The following is a 25,226-nucleotide window of genomic DNA, read 5'->3' as shown; positions in this document are numbered from 1 at the left end:
AAGTCCCCGCCCCTTAAATGCGCATTGAATGCACTGTTTCGAGAATTACTTGCTTCGCCACTTGGCGAGGATTTGCTCGCCTGCTTTCCCTATGAAGAGAGAGCCAACGATAGCCCCCATCCAATCGGACAAGGGAGGCGGCAGAGCGGCAATCGTCCATACCTGCGGGTAGGCGCAGCCTCGGCACCAAAGCACGCTGTAGACGCACACTGCGCCGAACCAGAAGCCCGCCGGGGCAAGGAAGAGGATCGGGAACCACCAACCGCGACCGGTGAGCACCTGGGCCTGTGCGTTGACATAGGTCTGCACCGCCTCGGTCTTGATCCTCTCGCGCTCGGTGGTGGCATCAACACGCTTGTCGATGGTGTCCAGAATGCGCCCGAGTGGCCCTTTGAAGAAGCCGAGGATGAGCGGCCAGATCACGTTGCCCAGCCTCTGCGTTTTGCCAACGCGTATAGCCCCTCGACACCGGCTGCGATTGCCGCACCAATGACGGCGGCAATATCCGGGTCTTGCGCAACCATGTCCGCAATATCTTGCGGCAGGATGCTCTTGAGCACGAGATACCCAGCGATATAGCGAAGGGCGATTCTTCCATAGGCCATGTTCATGCTTCTTTCCTCGTGAAGATGGCAGCGATTGCCTTGGTGAGAACTGCGAGCCAGTTGCCTGAAGGTGCAGGCGTTACCGGGACGTGATCGAGCGGCGCCTGTGGCTCGTCGATCGTGGCGATGGGTTTCGGGACTGGCGCGGGCTCAGGAGCGGATGCAACCGTCGTCGAGAGGAACTGTGCGCGCTCCTCCTTGCGACGGATCGTAAGGCCGTCGATAGCAACCTTCTTCCCGTCGATCGTGCCCTTGTTCCATACGAGAAACTGATCGGCCGCTCCGGCGTAGTCTTTCGCGTTCAGCTTCCTCAACAGCGTGGAGCTGCGGAACGAACCCGGCCCGATGTTAAAGTGCAGAGAAGCCAGAGCATCGAACTGGTTCTGATTGATCGGCACCTTCACGGCGGCGGTCAGGTCGTTCTCGACGTCAGCTAGGTCACGAGCAAGGATCTCGTCGGACTGCTGGGCGGTGATCTTCATGCCGGCCGTCACGGTAGGCGGTCCGGCGGCGGTCGTGTGCCCTACGCCGATCGTAAGAACGTTGACAGAATCTCGGTAGGCGGTCAGCCGTTCACCTTCGCGCCGCTTGATCGCGGCTCGTCCTGCTACGCTTGTGCGCATGGAAAGCTCCAGATTGTGAGTAAAGAAAAGCCCGCTGAAGCGAGCCACAGAGACCTGCGACCTGTGGACTTGTCGCTATTATGGTTTGGATACTCCGGCCCAAGTCGAGGGCTCGACTAGCGTCGGCTTCCGAAAAATGTCAGGGAACTTCATATGTAGCCTTCGAGAAGGTCAGAGTATGGACGGACAAACAACAAGCAGCGCCCAACGGGCTAGCGGGGCCACAAAGCATCGGGCCTCGGAGTATCAGGCATACATCGACGGGCTTCGTGCCGTTGCGGTTTCCTCAGTTGTTTTGTTCCATGCATTTCCCGGCAAACTGCCTGGGGGATTCGTTGGGGTCGATGTCTTCTTTGTGATATCCGGCTATCTCATCACCGGCATCATCATCTCCGCCTTACAGACAAAAGATTTCAGCCTTACCAGCTTCTACGCTCGCCGCGTGAAACGCATTTTCCCCGCTCTCTTTCTGGTACTGTTCTCGAGTGCGGTACTTGGTTGGTTCATTCTCTTCCCTGACGAGTATAGCGCTCTCGGGCGGTACATCTTCTCAGGGGGGGCGTTCATCTCGAATTTGGCGCTCTGGCGAGACGCTGGCTATTTCGATACGGCATCGTCCTTCAAACCCCTTCTGCACCTATGGTCGCTAGGGATCGAGGAGCAGTTTTATATCTTCTGGCCTCTCGTCCTCATGGCCAGCTGGAAACTGGGTAAGCGGTCTTTGATACTTACCACTGCCATTTTGCTCGGATCGCTCGCCTGGTGTGTTTACCTTACGCCGATCGACAAGACCGCTGCGTTCTATTCGCCGATTAGCAGAGTTTGGGAGCTGATTGTCGGCGCGTTGCTCGCCCAGTGCCTGCCGATTTATAGATCTCGTCAGATCACAGCCCTGAAGCGGCAAATCACGATCAACATCGCAGCGACCGTGGGCTCTCTTCTGCTTGTGGTTGCGGTTTTTCGTTTTGACGGAAACATGGACTTCCCTGGCGCCATTGCCCTTCTCCCAACGGCAGGAACTGCGCTTATAATCGCTTCCGGTCCAACTTCTTGGGTCGCCCGCTATGTGCTTTCAATTCGCTTTGTGGTTGCGGTCGGACTGATCAGCTACCCGCTGTATTTGTGGCACTGGCCGATCATCGTTTTCTCAAAAATCGTATTGGCAAATGACCTTTCTCGACTGCACATTGTACTCGCGATTGTTGCCAGTTTCGCCATGGCCATACTGACATACCTCCTTATAGAGAAGCCGATCCGTTTCGGCCGTGTCAGGAGCGAAGCGTCAAAGGTGGTAACTCTGTCGACTGCAGTCGCTTTTCTTTCGATCTTGGGACTTGCAATTCATCACATGGGCGGGTTCCCAGCACGCGTAGGCTCCATGTCAGAGATGCAGGCCCAAAGTGTTCGTACGCCTGCGATAGACAAGGAATGCGAACAGCTTGTTGGCGCTAAGCCAGGCGACTACGCCTACTGCCGATTTGCTAATGCTGGAGGTAATGAGACCGTTGCCATCATGGGTGATTCACACGCCCATACACTCTTCCCCGGTATTTCGGCACTAGCTTCCAGAGCAGGCAAGAACACGCTTCTGCTCGCGAATAGCGCATGCCCGTCTCTGGTTGATGTGAAATCCGGCATCAACGCTGCGAATGTCGAGCTTTGCGGGAAGCGTTCGGCCAATGTCATCAATTACCTCACATCCCGCCCTGATATAAAGACCGTGATCATTTCCACTCGAGGCACCCTGTATATGACCGGGCATGGATTCGGCCGATTTCAAACTCAGCTCCACCTTCCAGCTCTTCCATCTAGCGGCAATGAAGGGGTAGAAGACCCAGCAAATGTCTTCATTGACGGTTTGCAAAAGACGATCGCCTCCCTTCGGCAGCATGGGAAGTCAGTCTCTTACTTCCTAGAGAATCCAGAGATGGACGTTAACCCTCAAGACTGCGTCGGGAATGTGCTTTATCTACGCAGGAACAAGAGCGCCGCTTGTGACGCACCGTTGAGCGCGGTGTTGGAGCGGCAGGCTGCCTATCGCAAGCGCGTGTCTGCGATAGCCGAAGCAAAGATCATCGATCCATTGCCGATCCTATGCAAGAACGACATCTGCAGTGTGCTCCAATCTGGTAAGCTGCTATATGCAGACTCCGACCACTTGAGCGTCGACGGCAGCTACTACGTCGCAGAGCGCCTATTTACAGACATCGTATCACATTAGGAATTTGGTCATTTCCAAGAGCTCAAGGAGATAGAAATGGACATCAGACCGCCGAACGTCGACGTTAAGGACATCGCTCGCGATGAAGACTGCGCCGAAGCTATCGTTCCAGCGCTGCTGGCGGTTCTAGAGGCCGCAACGGCTGCAGGTTGGGAACGCGACGAGACCTTGGCGTCGGTTATTGAGCAGTCCGCATTGCTGCTGGAAACAGGCCCATACGCCGAGGCCGTGGCAGATCTCGACATGCCTCGACCGCCGAACCAAAAGCAGTAAGTTACCTTCTAGTTACCCGAACGACAAAAGCGGAAAGCGCCGCTATACTGTCGCCAGCCAGCGTCACGAGCCGATGGCTTATTGCTATGGCCGTGGCGTTTGCCACAGGAACGCCTAGCGCCGTCAACCCCGCGATCGTGACCGCCTCCCGCGCCCCTAGCCCGCCAGGGGCGCCGGGGACGATGAAGCCGAACAACCAAGCCGTAGAAGCAACAGCAATGATCTGCACCACGGTTGCGTCACCAGCCCCTATCCATAGAGCGACAGCTACCGCCATCAGGCTATTGCCGAGCACGAACAGCAGATAGAGCGACAGTGCGAGCGCTGAAGACCGCACCACCTCACCACGGAACAACCGTCGTGGGGCGACCTTGACCGCCACGAGCGAGGCTAACCCCATCGCCAAAATGAAAGCTACTGCGTAAATAGGCCGGTAGAAACCGTATCTTTGTGCGGCAGATGTCAGGATATCCAGCGACGAGACACCAGCCACCAGAACAGCGGCGATGCAAACCAGCGCCAGTTCGCCGAATTGGGCCACCGAAAGCGCGCCATGACTAACGCCTTCCTTCTTGGCCATGCTGTATCGCCCGACCATATGGAACACGTTGCCGGGAAGGTATTTGTAGATCTGCGTTCTGTTAAATATTGCCAACGCGCCCGAAAGACCGAGTTCGCCACGATCGAACCCCGATAGCAGCGAATACCACGCAGACCCGAGAAGCTGGTTCACGCCAGCATAGCCAGCCGCCAGGACAACAAGCAGAGCGATGAAACTGCCAGAGAACATGGCCTCCGGAAGGGTGGAGTACGAACGCCAGATCGAACGGACGACGAATGCAACCGACGCGATGGCAACTGCAGCCCCCGCCGCTTTAAATACCCGACGCATCGTCTACTTTGAAATGACGCACAACTGATTGGCGCCGAAAAGAAACCGCTCGTAAACGGCCACTTTCAGCCCGACACTCTCGGCCAGCGCAACGAGGCTTGAGCGGTCGAACATCTCTTCATGCTCGTCAGCCGCATCAGCACTGAATATCCCGATTTTGGCGCCGATATCGTGAACTGTGCGAAACGCCTTGTGAGGCGTGGTGACAACGATCTTCCCGCCCTGCACGAGAGCGGACGCCCACCGCGCAAGCTCTTCTTTTGGATTTGGAAGGTGCTCAATAAGGGCCAATGCAACGATAGTATCGAAGCTCTCGCCATCGGGAAATTCCTTCATGAAACGGTGCTTCGGATGAGACTGGCGCGCCGACTCGATGCTGCCTTCGTCCCTGTCAAACCCGACATATTTCTCTGGGGCGACGAACGACGCGAGGACACCACTGCCGCAGCCGATATCCAGCACCTTGCCATTCAACCACTTTTGCGCTGCTTGCGTGCGAGCTTTCCGTAAGAGAGGCGAAAATAGCCCCTGCGATCCCTGATCTGCCAATGCAACCCCCTAGCTATAGTGAGCCGCTTATAGATTGCCGTCCCGCTCAGGGCAATTGCTTATGGCGCAATCGTAACGTTACCCGCCACTATCGTTCCTGTGTAGGAACTCCATGCGGTCGTCGCCGTAGCGACATTCACCGGAGAATTGATCCTACATTTCGAACCGGAAACGCCAAAGTTGAATGCCGGTATGCTACCCCACTGGCAAATTCGGGCCTTGTCAATATTGATATAGGATCCCGAATTGGTTGCAGTTATGTGTCCTCCTGGACGAACAAACCCTGGCCCAGATCCCTCAAACTTCTCCACGCTAATATCACACCGCCCTCGCAACCTGACGCCATAGTCTGATGCCGGATCAACGACAACCGTGGTATTTCCAGTCCGCTGGACGATCAATTGCCCAATTGAACCAGTCAGCATCGCCCCGGAAATATAAGGTGACACCATCAGGCCGTGGAGGCAGCTATCAGAGTAAATGGCGTCGATGTCGAAGAAGTAGGCAGGCTGGCCTGGGAAGTCTGTCGAGCGAGACGGGATGAAATTAACGCCGACGTTCGTAAAGATCGAAAACAGCCCGCCCTTGACGCGAAGCCCGTCTATGCGGCCGAACTCATACGCAACGTAGTTGTTGAGAGCGTAGGTGTTCACATCGGCTTGGCAGCTCCAGTACGGGAACGCCTGCACATTATCGAGCAGAATGATGTGGTGGATGTTGTCAAGGGAAAGACCGATCTTAAACGCCTGCCAAGCACAATCGCGGATATAACCACCCTCGCCGCCCTTCTGAAACTCTATTCCGTGCGAGTATCCAAGCGCGTAAACGCCTTCCATTCTTGCATTCTCAGCCCTGACATCGCGCGAATTATCCTCGAACCGTCCGGCTCTCACCGCCCAAGGCGTATCGATAGGCGTCCACCCTGTTGCCGGCGTCGGCTGTCCGTCGTGGAAGAGCATTAGGTTTTTTAGCAGGCTTCCACGGTTTAGGCGAACCTGCTCATTCGTTGGCCTTCCTGAAACCATGTTTCCAGTGGCGCGAGTACACCATACTGTTCCCTGTATACCGTCTGGCTTATATGTTCCATTCAGAAAGGTTTGCAGCGTTGGTCGCGAGCCTTCAACCGTCTTGCCGATGGGGATCTCAAGATTATCCAGCAATGCTAATCCTGAGGGACAAATTACTCTATCAATGTCAGGGTCGGCCAAAATGGCGGAGAGAATTGGGCCGTTGTCGGTTCCTATACCTGTGGATGAGTCGTAATCTGCGACGTAGCCATAATCTGAAGCGTTGACAGTGCCCATCAGATACGCCCCCTCGTGTCTACCCAACCGGCGCAGGACACGTCACTGCTGTTTATCGTGCCAGCAATGACAGATCTGTTCATCCACAGCTGCCCGGATGTGTTGGTAAAGAACATCGGAGGAGGATTGGAGATATAGCGATTTGAAGGGCTGGTGGTCGAGCCGCAGAATATGACGCCAACGTTTGAGGCGCCGTCTGCAGCTGAACCGAGACTCCCCTGATATGCGGAGTTAGCCGCCGGGATGACAGCCCAGTTGATGAGAGGCGCACAAACAATCCCTAGCGGCGTACCCGTCGAAACAAGCTGATCAGCGATGGTCGTCACAGAGGATGCAATCACGATTGCTGTCTTGCGTCGGAATACGTCACCAACCTGCGACAACTGGACAAGCACACCACTTTCACGAGACCATGATGCCACTCGCCGATAGTGCGTATAGCCTGCCGGATAGTTTGAGTCCGCAGTAGGATCGAGGTTCTTGGAGAAGCCTCGCGATACCGTCGTGCCGTTTGATATGACAAAGCAGTGCCACCAACCATCAGAGATGGCTGCGCTGCTGAACCGTCCACCGTTGCCCGTGCCGTAGACCACATCAAGCTGAGCCGTGCCAGCAGCGTGATCCATAAGGATCGGCGTCGTTTCGTCGCTGGCAACAACGCCGGCCGGGAAGTCGATGTCGTTGGTGGCGTCGGTTGCATTGTTCGCCAGATTGAAGCCTGGCGAGATATACCCGCGAAGCCACTTTCCGGCTGGGTTGGTGATGGCGAAGTTGGCGTAGTTGACGGGACCGGTCATGGTCCCGGGCTCGTAGCTGATCGCACCTGTCGCAATATCGATCGTCTCAAGAAGCCGATCGTTCGTGCCGTCGAATAGGTACTTCTTGAGCTTCCCTGCCGTTGCGGTGGAAATCCAGATCGTGCCCGCCACCGCATAGTCAGGGCGAGCAGATCCAGAGTGAGCGGACAACAGCGCGTCAAGGCTTTCATCGATGCGCTGTGCGAAGACGTCCGGAGAAACCGGACCAGAGAGCGGAACGCTCCACGTTGGTGCTTGTGTCATTGAATCGTCCCGTATCCCTTTGCGACATAATCGAAGGTTCTGGTGATGTCCGCGTTGGCGGAGTTCTTGAATGCTATGTGGAAGCCCGCCTCATCCTTGGACGTGATCAGGTAGTAATCACCCGTGGCGAGCCCCTGCGCGGCGATAGATACGCCCTGCAGGTGCTTGAAGGCAGGCGAGAAGGAAACTAGCAAGCCGCCACCTGGGACGGCGATATCGTTTCCTGCGACAACGCGATCCGGCATGTCGACGGTGACGTCTATGCCTTCAACGATTGGCGTGATGTCCGCCTGGCTGCTCTCAAGACGCGCCCTAAAGCGATAGGCCCGAGCGGACACGTCTCCCGTTACGAGATCTGAATAGTCGGACCACGCCGGTGAACCACTTGGATCATCATTGGTTGTCGATATCTCGACGCCAACGTTCCACTTGCTGCCGATGTCACCGAAGAAATCGACGCGCCCAAAGACATCACTTAAGGCGAAGAAGTCATCGCTAGACCATTGACCGTGTGCGTCAATCTTCGCTGTGACGCGAGACGTGTACACATCCGACAGGTCGATGATGTCAGCGAAGTAGTAGTAGCCAACTGGCAGATACCCATCCGAAGACAGGAAGAAGTCAGCCGGGTCGAAGACATCACTTAAGGCGAAGAAGTCCGTCGCCCCCTCCAAGCGGAGCGCCGCACCATCAAAGAACGTGCCGTCCTTCACGCCGGAGAACGGCGCTTCTTCTTCCAGCGCCTCCACAGCATTGAATGCAGTCAGGCCGTCGATCGTATTGACGATGATTGCCGGGTTTAGCGACTGCAGGCCGGAATAGCTCACCGCCTTGATGAGATAGGTTCCACGCAACGGCGGCACCTGTGCCTGCGCACCCATAACCGGCGAGCGCAGCAGCGTTGCCGATTGCCACGTCACGAAGGCGGATGGTGCTGGCGAGTAGCGTATTTCGTAGTGCGAGACGCCAGTCTCTTCCGCAATCTGTTCCCATTGCAGCGTCGCCAAGTCGCCAGTTACTGCGATAGCGAAGCCTGTCACGTCGGCCGGAGCCGTTGCGAAGATACTCGCGTTAACGACTTCATTCAGCCATCCGGATAGAAGGCCGTTGTCAAAGATCGCGCGAATTCTGACGTTATAGGCGCCAGGATCTAGCCCACGGAGTTCCGCCTCTGGAGCCGACACCGTAACGGACGGCGACCAGTTGCCAGTGGCTTTGACGGCATGCTGCACAATGTAGCCAGTGACCTTGCCGATATCCGGCGCCGCCCACGACAGGCGAAGGACAGAGGTCGGTGGCGTGGTTGTCCATATAGCCTCGACTGCCGAGAACGCAGTCGGAGTGTACGAACGATAGTCCACCAACGGCGGAATGCCGGTTTCGAAGTCCGGAATCGTTCCCTTATCCGCCTGAAGAATGGCTGGCGCATCGTCAACCAGTTCAAGCTTTGCCGACAGATCAGCCTGCGGCGTGATGCTCTTGACGCGCAACACGACGCTCTCCATGCCGTTCTCGCCGAACTGGGCCAGATCTCCGACCGAGGGCAACGCACCAGTGTCAGAGAACGTGAAGTCCGTGAACTCGCCGTCTATGCCGTCGACGGTGCGAACAAGCGATGAGCCATCTGCCAACCTGAAGCGCAGCGAGTAGGTCTTGCCAGCCTCCATCGACATGGTGTCGTCGAGCGTCACCCCGCCAGCCGACACTGCCTTCACACGAGCCGCCCCGAGGCCCCACAGCACCACATCATGGTTGACGCGCACCCTGTCGCCTCTGGTGCAAACCAGGTGCTCAAAGTCGGTCGTCAACGAATAGTTTTCGCGCTGAAGACGAAGCTGCGCGATGTGGTATCGGCCGTGGCGATAGATCAGTTTCGGATCAGTAACGCCGGGGAAGTCGATCCCCTCGAACTTCGTGGCATTCGCCGCGGAGTAGCCATCGTCGTAAACAACACGCTCGTCGTTGAGGTAGTTGTTGTCACGATTGATGAAGTTGACACGGAAGCCATGTGGCAAGTCCGCATAGGCGCGCGTCGACGAGAAACCGGACGAGTTGCGTGGCGTGAAGTGCTGAACAATGTCCGATCCCTCAACGTCCCATACAACGCCCCACTTGCCATCGCGGAACGATACGGAAGCGCGGCCAGCAGCAGCAATTTGCGTGAGGCGGTCGTAGACAGATACCTGATCCGTCGCCACAAGATCGAAAGTGAACCCTTGCGCCTTGCAGTACTCGTGCCAGTCCTGAATGCTCTCCAGATCGATCGAGGCGTCAGCCGCCGGCCGAGCATTTGCGTTGCCCTGTAGAACCTGTCGGAAGTGATCAGCCGGGTTACGGGTGACCTGATTTGCCACCCAGGACGTGCCGTTCCAAGACCTGATCAGCGGTCTCGCGATGCAGTTAAGCTGGTTGACCGTGCCGTTAAGTTCATTCGTCGCCTTGATGCGTAGCGCGATCAGTGTCAGCGGCTTATCGAACTTGATGACTGATTCATTTCGCCGGCCGCGAACTGCGGTCCAGTATGCAGTCTCCGAAACGGTGTCATCGCCAACGTAGTCCGGCGACTGCTTCCGAAGCCTAATGTCATACTGGCCGCGAGGGACGGTCTTTGATACGGAGCGCCTGATTGCCTGCGCTGAAGCGGCGTTAATGTCCACCGCCCCGAACGGGTTCCATATGTTGGCGCCGGCTACGGAGTATTGAGCCTCCAATAGGACGGGGTAGTTGACGCGGTTTCCGTTTGATTTCTGATAGCGATAGACGCCATTTGGAAAACTGACATCGACCGATATTTCATCGACATTCTCCGCCGTGGTGCGCTGTACCCAGCTGCTCGCGTAGTCGAGAAGGACGCTGACCGATTCCTCGTATACCGGCTTGGTGTAAAGCGTCGGCGACTGCGTAAGGTGGTTGCTGATGATCTCGTAGGTGGCGCCTTCATACGTGCTGATAGAAGTTTCAGCGATCTTGAGATCAGTGATCGAAACCGGCCCGTAGCCAGCGCAGAACAGCATCCGAAGATACTGATCGTCGCCCACGATTTCGGTGTAGGATCCGGCCGCATAGGGCGGGGAGATGCGATGTGTGCCGAAGATTTCAGGCACGGCATTGTACTGTGCGGCTTCATTCTGCGCACCGCCGATCGAGTAAAGTGTCTTGGTATTGTCGGCGGCTTGTTGCTGCGGCTTTGCTACCGGAAACAGCGCATTAATTGCCAATGAGCCGGCAATGGTGATCCCAGCCGCAATCAGGCCGGTAACTGCGGTGCCGACGGCTGTACCGGCTAAGGCGGCTGGAAGCAGATATGGCGCAAAGATCGCAGCGGCGATTGCGATTACAGCGCCGAGGATGCTGCGCAGGGCGCCCTTTCCGGGGACCTTTACAATCGAGATTGTCGCGCCGGACTTGACGCGGACGCGAGCCCAGTTGCGGAACTCGATCGAATGACCATTGATCGTGACGTAGAGCCGGCTGGGCTCGACTTCGCAGACATCCAGGATCTCAGCGATCGACAAACCAGCAGGAACCCGCAGATGCTCGCGTTGCTGGCGAAGCGGAGAACGACGCAGGTAAACATCCACGTCATCTCCCGGTGCAAACAATTCCGCGCGTCGATCTTCTACGATTGCGAGCATTCATTGAGCCTGTAAAATCCAGAAATTCGGTTCCGCCAGCGCATGTCGCTGATGCGGTCTATGACCGAAGGGTGCGGACCTTCGCTATGGAGCATGCGGCCTTGGCCGAGGTAGACGCCGACGTGGCTATCGTGCCTCCCTGCCCGCATGAGCACGCAATCTCCAGCCTGTGGCGTCTCAACCTGATGCCAGCGCCGTTCGCGTTCCTCGCCGATCAGCGGCGCGATGCCGCAGCGATTGAACTCCCGCGCCTCCATCTCCGAGGAGTAGGCAGGCACCGGAGTGCCAAGCACGTCGCGGTAATAGAGGAACAGAATGCCCCAGCAGTCAGCTCCTTTATATTCGCGCCCGTGGGGCACGTAAGGAATACCGATGAATTTCTCCATCAGAACAGACCCGGGAAACTGCCAGGCGTGAACAGCTGGGCCGGGTGCGGCTCGTTGATGAGCGCGTCCGCCACCAGTGTCGCAGAGATCTTACTGTCATCCATGGTGACATCCGAAAGCTGAAGTGCCGGTATCTGGATTTCCACGCTGTTGAGGTCGGACGCTAGAATAAGTTCGACCATCACGTTTGCAGGCGTAGCAATGCTTCGGAGAAGCGTGACGAGGCTGCGATCCGTGTTGTCCATGCTGAGCTGAACACGTGGCGGGCTGTCGCTCTTGTCGTCAGGCAATGTGAACTCGAAGGGCAGATAAAGGTATTCGTTGCTTCTGCTGATCGTACCGTACACAAGCGGATCGTCAGAGAGACGCGTTGTCGGATCACTTGACAGGTAGATAGGCCCACCAATGTCTTCGTGCGTCACCGTCAGGAGGCAAATAACGACCTCTTCCGATTCCTGCGAATAGAGCCCAGCTAGGAAGCCGGGAGATAGGTTGCGGCTCATACGGTCTCCCAGATCATGGAAGGACTTCGAGCGCCAGCGACACATACCACTGGGCACCCACGCGGCTGGCCTTATAGGATGAAGTCATCCGAACAAGGTTATTCGCACCCAGGAGCTGCGCCGGGAAGCTGAACGCCTTAGCGCCGTCGAGAATGTCGTTCTCGACGAATGATAGGAAAGTGCGAAACTGAGCTGCACTCATCACCATCTGGCCGCTCTGTTTCCAGACGTTCGCGGTAGTGCGCCGCCTGGTCTTTGCAGGCCCTACGGAGGTTTCAGAGCGCAGCACATTGTCTGCGCCCTCTTCGTCGTAGGAGGTCGTCGTAAAGTATTGCGGTAAGCTTTCCGGCCAGATGGGAACAGTCATCGTCTTGCCAGCCCCCCCTTCAGCCCGAATTGCGACTGCATTGCTCCACGCGAGCGGGAGCCAGGCGTCGACATCTTATCAGCCACCATTTCATCAACCAGGACGTCGATCTGCGTGCCGCCGGCCGTTTGCTTCGACTGCTGCTTGATCTGTGCTGACGAGTTGTTCTGGATATTCACCACAACACCTCCGCCAGCTGGCCTCTTGCCGCCGAGTGCCGGCAGGCTTGGTGCGCCGACGAGACCGCCATTGGCATATCCCTGTAGGCGCCGCAGGTTGCTAACGCCGATGCGCTTCGTGCTCTCCGCGTCCATGACGTACTCGCCCTTGTGGACGATACCGGCTGGCTCATACTTGCCGCCGTTACCGGTATAGCCGCCGTCCGACCAGAGTCCTGGTGAGGCAGTCGACGCGTTGAAGCTACTGCCGCCACTCAAGAGACCACTGAGGAAGCCGCCTCCGCTATTACCGCCGAAGAGCCCATCGAACGCAGCGTTAAGCGCCATGTCGATCAGCTTCTCTGTCACCTTGTCGAGAGCGTTCGCCAACGCTTCCGTGGCGGACTTGCCTTCGCGAAGATCCGAGATGAAGCCGCCGACAACGTCGCGACCGAGGTCACGAAACTCTTCGGCAGACTTGCGCAGCCGCTCCTGCGAAGTCTTCATGACCTCACTTGCGGATGACGCCTTGGCATAATTTTCAGCGAGAGCGTCAATACTAGCTGCCAATTCCGGCGTGACTGCCAGGCCAGCCTTTTGCGCCTCTGACAGCAACTGCTGTTGGATCTTCGCCTTTTCGACTGCATAGCCGTAGTCATTCACAAGCGGGTTGAGACGAGCTTGTGCCGCGTAGGCGGCATTCATCACGTCAATACGCTTCTGGATCTCGGCTACGTCGCCCTGAAATAGTTCGGACGGCGTTTTCTTGTTGCTGGACACAATGCCCGCATCAGAGAGCGAGATACCAGTGCCAGACAGGTAGTTCTGGGCCTCTTCCTTACGACGGCTTGGGTTTGCCGTTAGGTTGGCGATTGCTTGCGCAACCTTCGCCGGGCCGCCCCCATCCTGAATGGCTTTGACGATCGCATCCGGCAGCGAACCGTAATTGTAAGCGATCGACGTTAGCGCGGCCTTTTGGCCTTCCGACAGGCTCTTCCACGTCTCAATCCCGATCGCATTTTGAATTCCGTCTTGGAACTCAAGGATGCGCCGAGAGAGATCGCGTTGCGCCTCATCCAGCGTGACGACGGTGTCTTTCGTGACCTTCTCAATCACGCCATTGGCGCGCGTCGCGGTATCGCTACCGAAGCCCACTCGGAACGCGTTTACGTCCCACTTGGCATTGGTGATGAACCCCTCGAAAGAACGGATCAGCTTCGCCGCGGCAGACTTGCCTACCTCGTCGAGTTGCGCCTCGTTGAAATCGAAGTTGCTCGCCTCCATAGAGTTCATGAAACGGCCACCGCCTGAATAGAGCGGTGACAGCGTGCCAAGCGGCGACTTGTTGATTTGGTCCTGCAGGGTGGTCAGGTTCTTGGCGTACTCCCCGACTTGCGAAAGCGCCTGCTCCATCGCCGGGATGAGTTCACTTCTAATCTTGCCGGCAATCGAGCTAATGGCGCCACCGCCCTGGTTGCCGAGGCCCAATGCAGAGGCAGTCAAAGCCGCAAAGGTAGCCTTCGCCTGCTCACCAGTCAGATAGACATCCTTCAGGCGCTTCTGCGTGCCCTCCACAGCCTCTTGGAGTGGAAGGGATTCGTTCGCCGAAAGGCGCAGCTGTTTCGCAAGCTCCCTGATGTTCTCAGGGATACCTTTCATGCCCTCGATCTTCTCCATCTCCAGTGACAGGCCACGGAAATCCGGGACCTCTTTGTTCAAGAGTTGGATGGCGTTGGTCATATCTGAAAGAGCCGCGGTGCCGCCAGTATTGCTCAGACCCCGCAGGCCGCTAACGATTTGCCCCTTTAGATCGGCCCCTGCGGATTCAATAGCCTTCTGGAGGCTACCGAATTCGTCGCGAAGCTTCTGCAGTTCGATCTTGTTTACAGAATCCGAGTAACCATCGACCGCCTTCTTTGCGATGCCCCAAGCTTCGTCAAACGACTTGATGAGTTCGGCGTGAGCCTTCAGAAGCTTTTCGGCGTCCGGAACATCACCCTTCAAGGTCGAAAAATACTGCACTGCCGCGCCTGCCAAGCCGATAAGCGCGAACGACGCAAGTGATACGGGATTGGCCATCTGAGCAAATGCGCCACCGATCGTCTTCACAACGCTTCCGAGACCGCCCCCGGTGCTGCTCAGCGCTTGCGCCACCTGGCTGCCCTGCTGGGCCATGACCGTAAATGGCGACGCGCCTCCCGCCAAAGAGGTTGCGATATCGTTGAGCTGGAAAGAAAGGTTGGAAATCGCGGCGCGCTGTGCGCCAATCGACGCTTCCACCTTCTTGCCGCCGTTCTGGAAGCTTTTGCCGACGTTGTCGTTAGCCTGCGTGAAGCGATCCTCGGTCTGCTTTGCGGCGCGCTCCGCAGCCTTGGCAATGGCGGCGAGCTGCTTCTCGCTCTGCTTCTGCGTAAACTCGATCGAAACGAGCAAGCGTGCCAGATCTTCAGCTGTCGCAGCCATCTTTAAAACCCTTCGATTCCAAACTTGACCAAGTCATCGTCGCTCATGGGCGGGGCCGGATCTTCTTCGGCCTGGTTTGCTTTCCGGTAGCCTTCGACACAGCAGGCGAACTCCCACAACGTCATGTCGTCGACATCTCGCGGTGGAAAACCGATGGCAGCGCCCGTGGCATAATAGGCGGACCACTTGGTCCGTCCGTTGGGAAGCGGGTTCGGATCGGCTACTCCGTCCCCGCTTTTGCCTCCCCCGGCTGATCATCCATTTCCCACATGATGAAGCGCCGCATGATATCGGCGGCAGTCACTGCCAGCGCATAGGGGCTGGCCACATCAAGAGCCGATTCAATGACTTTCTGAGCGGCCCGCTCATCCATCCCGCCACCGATCAACCCAAGCCGGATCGGCTGGATAACGTCGTCAATTTTGAACTGTGACGACAACAGTCGCATCATGACGACAGCGCAGCCAGCATCGCTGCGCTGCTCGATCGCACGCAGCTCGCCAATGCCGAGGCGGAAAGAATGCTCTCCGCCTGGCCACGTCACCTCTTCAGCGCCACGCATCAGGCTTTTGCCGTCCGGGTCGGGATGCCGTCGAACTGGACTTCGATCTCGGCGGTAACCTTCGTGCCGCGTTCCGCCTGGTTGTTAATCGAGACGAGGTAGGCATTGCCGGTTTCGTACTCGGTATCGCCAACAGCGGCATTGACGTGCTGAACGCGAACACTTTTCGTCGCGCCGGAATACCACCAGTCGAGCATGGTTTCGTGCGCCTGAGCAGCCCAGACACCTGAGCCGGAAATCGTGACTTCCTGCGACTGGACAGCGCGCTCTACGGCGGCCGGCAGGGATTCGTCGTCGCAGTCCGGAACTTCGGACGTCGACATGTTGCTCTGGCGATTGATGCCGCGAGAGGTAAGGCCGCAGAGGCGGGAATAAACACCGCTGCCTGAGGCCGTTTCGACCTCAAGGACAAGCTGATGAAAGTTCGCAGTAGTGGCGCGCGTCATGGGATGCTCCGTGAAAATGCCGCTGACGAGCGGCTATGGTTGGCGGGATATGGTTGATCGCCGGTTCGGCGGCTTCACCTTCGTCGCTCGACAGATCGAGACGGCGTAGTCGACAAAGTCATGCGGAAAGCTCTGCGGCTCTTTCTTAGGCTTAGCGTTGAAGCTGAACTTCGAACGAGGCCGGCTCCAATTGACTTCGAGATGAACAATCATCCAGGCCATGATCTCACCGCTCATTCTTCAGGCTCTTCAATGCTGGCCGTGACGCTCACCACGCCGTGTGTCGTCAGCCCGTCCCGATCTGTGAAGACGCGACGGAAGTCGACGCGGATCTCAGCGAGCGCGTTGTCCGTCATCGTCAGTTCCTGCTCATGCAATGCCCGGAAAACCAGATCGACGATGGCCTTCGCTTCGACTTGGCCAACCTCTTTACTCCAGACATCGATCTGGAAAGTGTGCGCGCCGCTGATCGAGCAATCGGCGCTGTCGTCCACCACATCAGATGGCCCGAAACTGATGTACGCATTCTTCGTCCCATAAGGCGAAGGTGGCACCCGATCATAGACGCCGCCGACGACCGCCATGATTTCTGGCGTCGCTCGCAGCGTGTCATAGAGCAGCTTTTGAAGTTCTACCGAAGGCCCCATTCACGGCTCCTAAACTTAAACGTCTGCCGAGGTCGGCGGCCCCTGAAACTTCATCGCGGCTTTCGTCTGCCGCTTAATGCGCGACTGGATGCGTTTCTTCAGCGATCGATAGGCCGGAAAGAAAAATGGGTGCGCTGGCTGATTAGGGATTTTCGCCCCTTCGAACTTGCCGCCGGCAGTATGCGCTTCGGTGCCAAACTCCACCCACATCGCGTAAAATGCTTCTTTGCTGCCCGCGTAGACGGTGATTTTCAGTCCACGGCTGTCGGCGTTTGATTGTGTGATAACCTTGGCGCCCTCCGGGGCATCGCCCCATGTCCAGCCGATGCTGTCTCGAAGCGCTCCGCTGTCGACCGGCACCAGGCGCTTCATCATGTCGACGAGTTCTTGCGCGCCTTTTTCCATGGCAGCAGCTGCAGCTGTTTCGAGGCGCTTGGGTATCGCCTCGAACCTTTTCCGCATGTCCGATACACCACGGACCATGTTACGGGCTCGCGACGCCTGAATACTGCGGATCGACGTTAAGCACGCTTGTGGACGCCGCGAGGCCGATCAGCGTGTAATAGTCGCCGCCGGTGATATCTGCGACCGGACAAAGCTTTCCGGGCGTATCCGACAGGTAATACGCGGTGCCAGCGGTGAGCACCGCTCCAACCGTAACCGGTCCCTCGGTCAAGACCGAGATCGGCTGATTGGCCGCTGCGCTATTGAGGGCGACACCCAGATTTGCCGTCTGGCCTCGCGCCTCTGCCGCAGCAGCATCGCTGTCTGCAAGCTGCCATTTGCCGGTCGTCGTGGCGTCGAGATAGACGATGTCGCCGGCCGCAATGGCCGCCCCGGCAACGCCTGTTCTTTTCTGTGAACCATTGCCAGCAACTACCGCGCTGGCTGTGATGGAAATATCCGCCATTGTCCTAAGCCTTTATCTTGGTTGGTGAGGGAATGCGTTAAGCCGCCACGCCGCTCTCGATCATAATGTCGAGGAACTGGCGGTCATCGGTGGGCGCGATCGAACGCACCGCGTAGATTGGCCCTTCCCAATACTGATCGGCGCCAGTGCCTTGCCATGCACCGTTCCGAACATCTCGCATGCGCCAGTCTGGAGTTATGAGCAGCGTGTTACTGTCGCGGCGCACGCGAACGACAATCGGCTGCCTTCCCTCGAGTCGAGAAGCGATCACGGTCTCGCCACCGCGCATGTAGGTGAACCCCGCGCGACGCTGAAATTGCTCGACGAACTTCTCTTGCTCGTTGCCAAAGCCGTCCGGCTGCATCGCGCGCTGGTCGAAAGCAACCCGCTCGAAAAGTATTCCAGCACCGCGCCTGTCCATCATCATACTCTCAGCCAACGATACGGGTCGATCAAAAGCCGGCTTGATCGCGGCAAGCCGTCCAATCCGGATCGGTCTTCAAAAAGAGCTGAGACATACATCAGCGCCGCCGTCTTGAAGACGTTCTCCCGGCCAATGGGGACCAAGGATATGTTGCAATATTGAAGAACAGCGGTCTCCGCTGCATCCATGTAGATCTGTATGGTCGCGTCGTCGTCGCTGTTGTCGACGCGCAGGTGCTCCTTGACTTCCGCCAAAGTATAAAGCGGTCCGGTGGTCAGGACGACGACGTTTCCCATGACAATGGTCCTTACTTTGCGGGCAGATCAGCAGCCTTGATTGCGGTAATTATTTCGGCCCTCAACTTCGCATCGGCGAGATTGATTCCCTTGTCAGCCGCATAGGTTTTCAACTCGTCGACCGTTAGCTTTTCCAGATCAGCGGAACCGCTCTCACCGCTGTCAGACTTAGCCTTGTCGAGTTCGGCTTTGATCTTCTGCAATTCGACATCTGCGCTCTTGCGCGCATTCGAGACATCCGCACGGATATTCTCGATTTCGATTTCGGCTGCCTGCCGTGCGGCAGTCACTTCCGCATGGATGGCCGCGATCCGATCGTTCGCGAGACTGCGCTGTTCCGTGTAGGTCTCGTCAGCAAGCTGAAAACCGGCATCGTCGCTAGATGAAGAGCTGGCATCGCCGTCTATCTCTTCTGCCCAGCCGTTACCGACGGCAACGGTAGCCAAGTCACCAGAGATGATCTCACCGACGAGGATGGCGCGGGTCTTCGGGTTGCCATCGGTGCAACCCGGAAATTGCTTTGTTACCTGTGCGCGCATAGCGGCATCTCCTTTTCGTTTCGTGGGGGGTATCCAGATGAGCGCCTTAAATGGCGCCCATCCTACCGCGCTACGCCTGGTCGGCCTGCGGATTCCCGAAGCCGTCGCCGAGAATGGCGGTAGCCGCAATCGGCGTGCCTGTGCCATGCGTGCCGGAGAAATCAGCCAGCAGCTTCAGGTATCGCTTGCCGCCCTTGTAACCAAAGCGGGAGACGGTGGCGGCCGCCTGCGCACTGGTTAGAGATTTGATGATACCGCCGGTACCGACGCTGGAGACGCCAAGGATGTCAGAAACATCGACCGCGCTGTAGGTCACGTTGTCGTCGGACTCAGTGAGCTTGAACTCGATTTTGTTCGTCGTATCGAATGTAATCCCACCGATACCGATGGCGAGAACGATTTCACAGGACTCGTAGCCCTGCAGGTCGATTGCGCTGGGAGTATTGTCGGCCGCAAGAACGACAGCGCCGATCACGCTTACCAACGTGATATGAGAATGAAGGTCTTTCATCTGGAAAATCCTCGAAAGGTGAAGAAGGGAAGGCGGACGACAAGCGTCCGCCAATGCGAGCTATTCAGACAGACCGGCAATCAGCTCGTGGCGCACTTCAGGAGCTTGATAGCTTCGAAGTTTGCGACGCCGCCGCCCACACGCTTGGTAGTGTAGAAGTGGATCTTCGGCTTGTTCGTGTAAGGGTCACGCAGAACGCGAATACCAGTACGATCGAGGATCAGGTAGCCACGCTTCCAGTTGCCGAATGCGACGGGGAAGGCATTGGCGCCAACAGCCGGCATGTTGTCGTCGGTATAGGCTGGCTTGCCGAGGATGGTGGCAATCTCAGCCGCGGCGGTCGGAGCCTCCCAGATGTAGTTCCCGTCGCCGTCCTTGAACTTGCGGGCCTTGCCCATCGTCTGGTCGTTCATGAGCCAGGCCGCACCGTTGCGCATGCCGGTCTTGAGCGAATAGTATAGATCGATGAACGCATCGATCGGGGCGGTTACTGCGAAATCGGCGGCAGCTCCCGTTGGGATGTACCCGATCTTCTCCCATGCCCAGTTGGCATTGGCGACCGTGCTGTAGCTCAGGAAACCACGTGGCTTCTTGACCCCGTCACCCGTCGCAAACGCGGCTCCTTCCAGTTCAGAGAATGTCTGCTGAACTTCATCGGCAAGCCAGGCGGCGATATCGATGATGCCATCGTCAAGCATCTTCTGCGTCGTTGCCGGGTTCGCGAACATTTCCATAACCGTGAAGACCAGCTCACGAAGTTTGGGCGTATTCGTCTCCGGGCGCGCGTCTTCTTCGCCGACCCATCCTGCTCCGGCACCACCCATGCTGATGAACTTGTTGTAGGTGCCAGCTCCAATCGGCATGACCGTGGCGAGTTGACGCATCACAGAGGCGAGACCGAGAACACGGTCAATCGTTGCCTCAGTCTGCTTCGGCACCAGGAACCCACCGTCAGGATCGGATTGCGTGGTCAAGGACGCCTGCACTTCGAGATCCGACAGGTTGTTATCGACGCCCTTCCGGAACCACTTGTCGAAGGCGTTCGCATGCTCCTTCTTTGCGCCGGTATTTTCGTCATCGTCACCAGCGCCGCCAATTTTCAGTGCTGCAATCATAGCGTTGCAGTCGTCGAGCGCCTTCGTGAGGTTGGTGATTTCATCGTTGATACGATTCACCTGCTCGGTCTGGACGACGTCGGCGAATTTGGCCTTGATGCCTTTCAGTTCTTCCGTGTGAGCCGCCTTGAAGGCTTCGACAGTGCGCTTAAGCTCTTCGAAGATTTCCGTCTGACCGCCTGCATCGCCGCGGACAAGACCGACAATGCCACGCGCACGGCTGTTGAGAGGCGGCATGATCGTCATTGCCATCGATGCACCGAGCGCATGAGGATCGCTTAGCGCATGAAGCACTGGTGCGATTGCCTCGCTAAAGAGATGAGTAATTACGAACGTGGCCGCCAGCGCGAGGCAAAGCAGGCCACCAATCAGATGACGTTTCGTCATGGTGATATAGTCCTTATATCTTGAAGGTGTTGATCAACTGCTGAAGCGCAGCATTCGGGACGCCTGCATCGCGCGCGGCTTTATGACGGCTTGCATCTCGCGGGGCCGTGTTCACACCGATTTCATCAAGGATCTCGGAGCGCTTGTCTCTTGTGAAGCCTGCCTTCGCCAAGGCAGCTTCAGTCCGGCGGCGAGCCATCAACCGCCGGTCCATGTTCTTGGTGTCCCCATCGCCAGCGCTTAGGCTATCATCGATGACGTCGGCGAAACCGTTCTTCACGGCCTCGGATGGGCCCATGAACGTTTCCGCATCCATGAGCGCCACGATGTCTTTCCGCTTAGCCCCAGTTCTAGCTCCGTAGATATCGGCGATGGCGCTATCGAATCCTTCGAAAAGCGAACTAGCCTCCGCGAGGTCGTGACGATTTCCGATCACTACTCCCCACGCGTTATGAACCATCATGAAGGTGCCAACGCCCATCCGGATTTCATCACCGGCCATGGCAATAATGGACGCTGCCGACGCGGCCCACCCAAGTACCTCGATCGTCACCTTGGCCTTATGAGCGCGAAGCATGTTGTAGATGGCAATTCCCTCGAAGAGATCGCCACCAGGCGAATTGATCTGGATGCGCACATCCTTGTCGCCGATCGCGCGAAGGGCCGCCGATATCCGCTTTGCCGTCACCCCGGTACCGGACCAGTAGTCCTCTCCAATAACGTCAAACATGGTGATCGTGTCAGAATCGCTTCCGTCCGCCGCCAATGGACGTTCAGCCCAAAGCGCCATGACATCAGAAGGAGCATCCCACTGAAAATTTTGCGGACGAGCAAAAGTGCGCGCCTCAGGCAGCGTTCGGAGGCTCATTAGCCGGTTCCTCTTCGGTGGTTTTGGTGTCGACGTTGATCAGCGGGTTTTCGTAGACGTCGCCGCCGTCAACCGGATTCATGTCTTCGAGCTCGCGTACGTCATTTGCCGACAGAACCTTCATCTGCCTGCCTTTCATGTACGCATCCCAGCGAGTCTTGATATCGCCTCGGACGAGCGCGGCCCTGTTGAACCGGGCGTAGAGATCACTGGTCTCATCGGCGATGAGATCGCGGAAGATTGTTTCTTCCCACGTCGTGAGGTGATCCTCTAACGTGTAGGCGACAAAGCCGTTGGACTTCTGCTCGAGGCCGGTTCCCCAGTTGGAGTCGCTCCCGGTGTTGTCGCCAATCATCGTGGGCGGCACGCCGAAGAACATGGCAATCTCGGCGCGGGTGAATTTCCGGCTCTCGATCCACTGGGCATCGGCGGACGTCATTGCGACCCGCTCGAATTTCATGCCCTCTTCGAGGATCATCGCCTTGCCGTCACGCTCACCGCTGGCACGGAACTCGTCGAGGCTGGCCTTGAGGTTCTCGAATTCCTTGTCACCAAGCTTGCCGGGATGGGTGAGGACCCCAGAAACACGCGCCCCATTGCGAAACATAGTGGCGCCGTGCTCGGTCATTACTAGCGCTTCGCCAATAGCTTCCCGTGCATATGTCAGCACCGAGACACCGTGAACACCATCGAAGGTCAGCCCTACCAGGTGAAAGACTTCGGACTGAACCAAGGTGACCTGGCGGCCAGCCAGGGTCGTATACGTATAGGTCAGCGACAAATCGTCGTTTTGCTTGCACCGAACCCTGTCAGGATGGATCGGAATGATTTCCTTCACATCCCTAGACCGGTTCACCGATCGGACAATCAGGCCATAGGCATTTCCGCGGAGCAGCAGATGGGCCTGCATCATGCGACGGAACTGCGAAGGCGTCTGCCAGCGGTTCGGTTTGCGCCGAAGCAGCCGCCACAACGGCGTATCGGACGCGTCCTCACGAGTACGAGCATTCGTGCGGCGCTTGACATCGAGCGGAAGGGTCGCAACAGCTCCAGCAATCAGCCTTACGCAGGCATAAACCGCCGCCGAACGCATCGCTGTTTCGCTGTTTACCGTAGCGCCAGAAGCACTCACATTGCCATTTCGAAGCGCCTCCTCAAGCTGGTCTGATGTGACGATGACGGTTCCGCCGCCCGCTGGCTGATATCCAGAGTTAGATGCGGCCGGTTTAGCCTCGCGGCCACCAAACCATTTTGACCAGATTGACATTTAGAGCCCTCAGGCGATCCGCAGACCGCGTGTCTCGTAAACTGAGCGGCCAGCCGCCTCAGGGTTGAGGAACATCAGCATCGCCGCATTGAAGAGAGCCATCAGAAGGTCAATCTTCGCGGCACCAGATACTTCTTTCGTGACAACGTAGTTGCTGCCTTTTAGCGTCTGCTTCGCATTGCCCACCGACCAAGCCATGATCGGTTGATCGCCGTGCAAGAACCGCCCATCTTCAAGTTTCAGGGGGACAGAGGAGATCGCTGTTTGCAGCTTCCATCCCTGCATGACGGCCTGGACGAGCGGCTGTTCAAGATCTTCATCCTCCAGTGCATCGAGAAGCAGTGCGATGCCGGCGCTGTCTAGCCCGATCCCATTCTGCTCAGGCAGCTTGCCGCTGTCCGCGACTTTGCGGCAGATGAGAGCCGCGGATGCGGCCTGCTCTTCGCCAGAGGATGCGATGATCAGATCGTTTGCTTCTTCGAACTCCCGCAAGCGCGGCGCGATGCTCTTTCGCTGCTCGAACACGGTCTTTCTGGCCCAGGCTTTCCCCCACCCGAGCCAGCGCTTGGTGTGGTGTTCTCTGCCAATGATGTAGAGAGCAGCCAGATCGTCGGCACCGCCCCAGTCGATACCTATGGTGCAGACCTCAGATCTGTCCAACAGAACGTCGAGATCGGTCAGGGAGCTATCGACGCAAGCTGACCAGTGCAGGGCGCCGGACCAGCCATCGCCGCCAAGTCCAACGCCGATCTCGATATTTAGGTGTTGGCTGGCCCAGATCTGCTCGGTCTCCTTGTTGACCTTGCCATTGTTCTCATAGTCGTCGACCAGCGCTTGAGGATCGATCGACAAACCAAGATTAGGAAGGACATGCTTCCAGTTCTTTGGGTTCCGCCAGTAGTCCTGGTCGACTTGCTGCTCGCGCGGAAATTCATAAAGGACCGGAAGCATGATGGGCGAGGCGCCGCCCTTTCCGTCCCTGATTGCTCGGGCCTTGTCTAGTTCCGTGCGCCATATCCCTGCTGGAGCCTCGTCCGACTGCGTCGTGATCATCATGACCTGACCACGTTGCTTGGTGATTCCGCCTCCCCGGATCTGCTGCATGACGCGAGCAGCCTTCGACACCTTCCCCAGCTCGTGCACTTCGTCGATGATCGTCAGAATGGGAATTTCGCCGGTCACGATCGACGTGTCGAAGGACTTCACGTCAAGCTGCGTTCCAGTCTTGCGCCGCGTGATGCACTTGAGATGCTCCTGCACCTTGAAGATTTCGCTGAGCTTCTGATCGTTCTGGATCATTAGCTGCGCCTGTCCAAAACACCGCTCGGAAATATTCTGACTCGGCGCAACTATCAGCATTTGCCGGTTGGGAGCTTCCTCCATGAAAAGAGCCGTAAGACCGAGCGCGGCAACGTAGGTCGTCTTCGAGTTCTTCTTCGGGACCAGGCATAGCAGCTCCCAAACGAGGCGCTGCCTGGTATCGGGATCTTCGCTGGCAAGAAACGCACAAAGGATATCGCGAAACCAGTCGCCGCAAGCTTCCGCCAGCGTGGGGTTGCCGGGTACGTCCGGCAATCGCAGTCGGTTGAAGAATGCCAGCGCCTTCGCTGCCTTCTCCTTGTTGAGCGGCACATCTGGCATTGGCGTCTGCCCCGCCTGAATTCGCTCCCACCAATCGGGACATGCGAAGCGGGGAAGATCCTCAGTGATGTGCATTCTGTGACGCTTCTCTTTCCAGTTCGGCCATCAGATCGGCGTCGGCATCGAGAGCGCGGCGCTCGTCGATCACCTTCTTGCCAATGCGCTCCTGTGGCTCGGCCTTCTCCTGCTTCTTGCTCTCGGAAGCCAACTCGCGTTCGATCTCCATCCGATCGTTCCGCTCCATCAGTTTTCCGAACTCCCTGAGTGCTCCGACGTTTCCACCCTTGGCCAGTTCCCAGGCGAGGTCGAGCCGTGCCCCTTCGAGCCGGTCACGCGCCAGATCGCGGGAGCGGAGCTGCTGAAAATAATTCTTCCGCAAAGTCGGCTGCGTGATGCCAAGGGCGTTTGCAATCCTAGCGTTGCTCCAGCCCATCGCCAGTAAGAGCATGACTTTGTTGCGGTTTTTCTCCGTCGCGAGATGGGGCGGTCTTCCGCGCTTGCCCCAACCCTCTGGGATAGGGTCGCCGAGGAGGTCAAAACTTGTACTCACGAGAAAAAAATCTCCGAATGAGA

28 protein-coding genes are annotated in these 25,226 nt (G+C 57.4%); 2 read left to right on the top strand and 26 right to left on the bottom strand.

Features of this window, described 5'->3' with window-relative positions:
* Positions 1 to 45 precede the first annotated feature (45 nt).
* Genes FHT71_RS17130 through FHT71_RS17120 form a run of 3 tightly spaced genes read right to left on the bottom strand, consistent with a single transcriptional unit; the run spans position 46 to position 1,228 of the window.
* A complete protein-coding gene (locus FHT71_RS17130; RefSeq protein WP_348649310.1) occupies positions 46 to 423 on the bottom strand; it encodes a hypothetical protein in 378 nt (125 codons plus the stop codon).
* Positions 420 to 611 (bottom strand): hypothetical protein, encoded by a 192-nt coding sequence (locus FHT71_RS17125; protein ID WP_183721136.1) that lies wholly within the window; start codon positions 609 to 611, stop codon positions 420 to 422. The genes FHT71_RS17130 and FHT71_RS17125 overlap by 4 nt, the downstream gene beginning before the upstream one ends.
* Entirely contained in the window at positions 608 to 1,228 is a 621-nt protein-coding gene (locus FHT71_RS17120) for a lysozyme (protein WP_183721134.1), read from the bottom strand. The genes FHT71_RS17125 and FHT71_RS17120 overlap by 4 nt, the downstream gene beginning before the upstream one ends.
* A 178-nt stretch (positions 1,229 to 1,406) precedes the next feature.
* Here FHT71_RS17120 and FHT71_RS17115 point away from each other — a divergent pair, with 178 nt between their 5' ends.
* Positions 1,407 to 3,449 (top strand): acyltransferase family protein, encoded by a 2,043-nt coding sequence (locus FHT71_RS17115; protein ID WP_183721131.1) that lies wholly within the window; start codon positions 1,407 to 1,409, stop codon positions 3,447 to 3,449.
* A gap of 36 nt (positions 3,450 to 3,485) precedes the next feature.
* Entirely contained in the window at positions 3,486 to 3,722 is a 237-nt protein-coding gene (locus tag FHT71_RS17110; RefSeq protein ID WP_183721128.1) for a hypothetical protein, read from the top strand.
* Between the two features lies 1 nt (position 3,723).
* On the opposite strand, the gene FHT71_RS17105 is transcribed toward FHT71_RS17110, so the two are convergent.
* The 23 genes from FHT71_RS17105 to FHT71_RS16995 form a co-directional block, all read right to left on the bottom strand.
* Positions 3,724 to 4,614 (bottom strand): hypothetical protein, encoded by an 891-nt coding sequence (locus tag FHT71_RS17105; RefSeq protein ID WP_183721125.1) that lies wholly within the window; start codon positions 4,612 to 4,614, stop codon positions 3,724 to 3,726.
* A 3-nt stretch (positions 4,615 to 4,617) separates the two neighbouring features.
* Positions 4,618 to 5,163: a class I SAM-dependent methyltransferase gene (locus FHT71_RS17100; protein ID WP_183721122.1), complete on the bottom strand. Its 546-nt coding sequence runs from the start codon at positions 5,161 to 5,163 to the stop codon at positions 4,618 to 4,620.
* Positions 5,164 to 5,222: 59 nt separating this feature from the next.
* Positions 5,223 to 6,467, bottom strand: coding sequence for a hypothetical protein (locus FHT71_RS17095; RefSeq protein ID WP_183721119.1), 1,245 nt, complete (start codon positions 6,465 to 6,467; stop codon positions 5,223 to 5,225).
* Positions 6,467 to 7,528, bottom strand: coding sequence for a hypothetical protein (locus FHT71_RS17090; protein WP_183721117.1), 1,062 nt, complete (start codon positions 7,526 to 7,528; stop codon positions 6,467 to 6,469). Before FHT71_RS17090 ends, FHT71_RS17095 begins: the two co-directional genes overlap by 1 nt.
* On the bottom strand, positions 7,525 to 11,109 hold the full coding sequence (locus tag FHT71_RS17085; RefSeq protein ID WP_348649309.1) for a host specificity factor TipJ family phage tail protein: 3,585 nt from the start codon (positions 11,107 to 11,109) through the stop codon (positions 7,525 to 7,527). The genes FHT71_RS17090 and FHT71_RS17085 overlap by 4 nt, the downstream gene beginning before the upstream one ends.
* A gap of 38 nt (positions 11,110 to 11,147) precedes the next feature.
* Positions 11,148 to 11,549, bottom strand: coding sequence for an NlpC/P60 family protein (locus tag FHT71_RS17080; RefSeq protein ID WP_183721111.1), 402 nt, complete (start codon positions 11,547 to 11,549; stop codon positions 11,148 to 11,150).
* On the bottom strand, positions 11,549 to 12,052 hold the full coding sequence (locus FHT71_RS17075; protein ID WP_183721108.1) for a DUF1833 family protein: 504 nt from the start codon (positions 12,050 to 12,052) through the stop codon (positions 11,549 to 11,551). The genes FHT71_RS17080 and FHT71_RS17075 overlap by 1 nt, the downstream gene beginning before the upstream one ends.
* Positions 12,053 to 12,065: 13 nt before the next feature.
* Positions 12,066 to 12,419 carry a hypothetical protein gene (locus FHT71_RS17070; RefSeq protein ID WP_183721105.1) on the bottom strand — a complete coding sequence of 118 codons (354 nt, stop codon included), beginning with the start codon at positions 12,417 to 12,419 and terminating at the stop codon, positions 12,066 to 12,068.
* Entirely contained in the window at positions 12,416 to 15,040 is a 2,625-nt protein-coding gene (locus tag FHT71_RS17065) for a phage tail length tape measure family protein (RefSeq protein WP_183721102.1), read from the bottom strand. Before FHT71_RS17065 ends, FHT71_RS17070 begins: the two co-directional genes overlap by 4 nt.
* Before the next feature lie 220 nt (positions 15,041 to 15,260).
* Positions 15,261 to 15,602 (bottom strand): gene transfer agent family protein, encoded by a 342-nt coding sequence (locus tag FHT71_RS17060; RefSeq protein WP_183721099.1) that lies wholly within the window; start codon positions 15,600 to 15,602, stop codon positions 15,261 to 15,263.
* Complete coding sequence (locus FHT71_RS17055; RefSeq protein ID WP_183721096.1) at positions 15,602 to 16,048, bottom strand: phage tail tube protein; 447 nt, start codon at positions 16,046 to 16,048, stop codon at positions 15,602 to 15,604. The genes FHT71_RS17060 and FHT71_RS17055 overlap by 1 nt, the downstream gene beginning before the upstream one ends.
* A gap of 233 nt (positions 16,049 to 16,281) precedes the next feature.
* Positions 16,282 to 16,695 carry a DUF3168 domain-containing protein gene (locus tag FHT71_RS17050; RefSeq protein WP_183721093.1) on the bottom strand — a complete coding sequence of 138 codons (414 nt, stop codon included), beginning with the start codon at positions 16,693 to 16,695 and terminating at the stop codon, positions 16,282 to 16,284.
* A 15-nt stretch (positions 16,696 to 16,710) separates the two neighbouring features.
* The gene (locus FHT71_RS17045; protein WP_183721090.1) at positions 16,711 to 17,178 is read right to left on the bottom strand and encodes an HK97-gp10 family putative phage morphogenesis protein; all 468 of its coding nucleotides are present in this window, start codon (positions 17,176 to 17,178) and stop codon (positions 16,711 to 16,713) included.
* 1 nt (position 17,179) lies between these two features.
* Positions 17,180 to 17,605: a hypothetical protein gene (locus tag FHT71_RS17040; protein WP_183721087.1), complete on the bottom strand. Its 426-nt coding sequence runs from the start codon at positions 17,603 to 17,605 to the stop codon at positions 17,180 to 17,182.
* 37 nt (positions 17,606 to 17,642) lie between these two features.
* Positions 17,643 to 18,029: a head-tail adaptor protein gene (locus tag FHT71_RS17035; protein ID WP_183721084.1), complete on the bottom strand. Its 387-nt coding sequence runs from the start codon at positions 18,027 to 18,029 to the stop codon at positions 17,643 to 17,645.
* Positions 18,029 to 18,325 (bottom strand): head-tail connector protein, encoded by a 297-nt coding sequence (locus tag FHT71_RS17030; RefSeq protein WP_183721081.1) that lies wholly within the window; start codon positions 18,323 to 18,325, stop codon positions 18,029 to 18,031. The genes FHT71_RS17035 and FHT71_RS17030 overlap by 1 nt, the downstream gene beginning before the upstream one ends.
* Positions 18,326 to 18,336: 11 nt before the next feature.
* A complete protein-coding gene (locus FHT71_RS17025) occupies positions 18,337 to 18,864 on the bottom strand; it encodes a hypothetical protein (protein ID WP_183721078.1) in 528 nt (175 codons plus the stop codon).
* A gap of 70 nt (positions 18,865 to 18,934) precedes the next feature.
* Entirely contained in the window at positions 18,935 to 19,375 is a 441-nt protein-coding gene (locus FHT71_RS17020) for a hypothetical protein (protein WP_183721075.1), read from the bottom strand.
* Positions 19,376 to 19,455: 80 nt separating this feature from the next.
* Positions 19,456 to 20,877 (bottom strand): phage major capsid protein, encoded by a 1,422-nt coding sequence (locus FHT71_RS17015; protein WP_246718020.1) that lies wholly within the window; start codon positions 20,875 to 20,877, stop codon positions 19,456 to 19,458.
* A gap of 13 nt (positions 20,878 to 20,890) precedes the next feature.
* A complete protein-coding gene (locus FHT71_RS17010; RefSeq protein ID WP_183721072.1) occupies positions 20,891 to 21,745 on the bottom strand; it encodes a head maturation protease, ClpP-related in 855 nt (284 codons plus the stop codon).
* The gene (locus FHT71_RS17005) at positions 21,723 to 23,012 is read right to left on the bottom strand and encodes a phage portal protein (RefSeq protein ID WP_183721069.1); all 1,290 of its coding nucleotides are present in this window, start codon (positions 23,010 to 23,012) and stop codon (positions 21,723 to 21,725) included. The genes FHT71_RS17010 and FHT71_RS17005 overlap by 23 nt, the downstream gene beginning before the upstream one ends.
* Positions 23,013 to 23,021: 9 nt before the next feature.
* Positions 23,022 to 24,728 (bottom strand): terminase TerL endonuclease subunit, encoded by a 1,707-nt coding sequence (locus FHT71_RS17000; protein ID WP_183721066.1) that lies wholly within the window; start codon positions 24,726 to 24,728, stop codon positions 23,022 to 23,024.
* Positions 24,715 to 25,203, bottom strand: a complete 489-nt coding sequence (locus tag FHT71_RS16995; RefSeq protein WP_183721063.1) for a hypothetical protein — start codon at positions 25,201 to 25,203, stop codon at positions 24,715 to 24,717. Before FHT71_RS16995 ends, FHT71_RS17000 begins: the two co-directional genes overlap by 14 nt.
* Positions 25,204 to 25,226 lie beyond the last annotated feature (23 nt).

The organism is Rhizobium sp. BK060, assembly GCF_014193145.1.
Classification (GTDB): Bacteria; Pseudomonadota; Alphaproteobacteria; order Rhizobiales; family Rhizobiaceae; genus Rhizobium.
The sequence above is the reverse complement of the archived record's forward strand: the minus strand, read 5'-3'. Positions and strand labels throughout refer to the sequence as shown.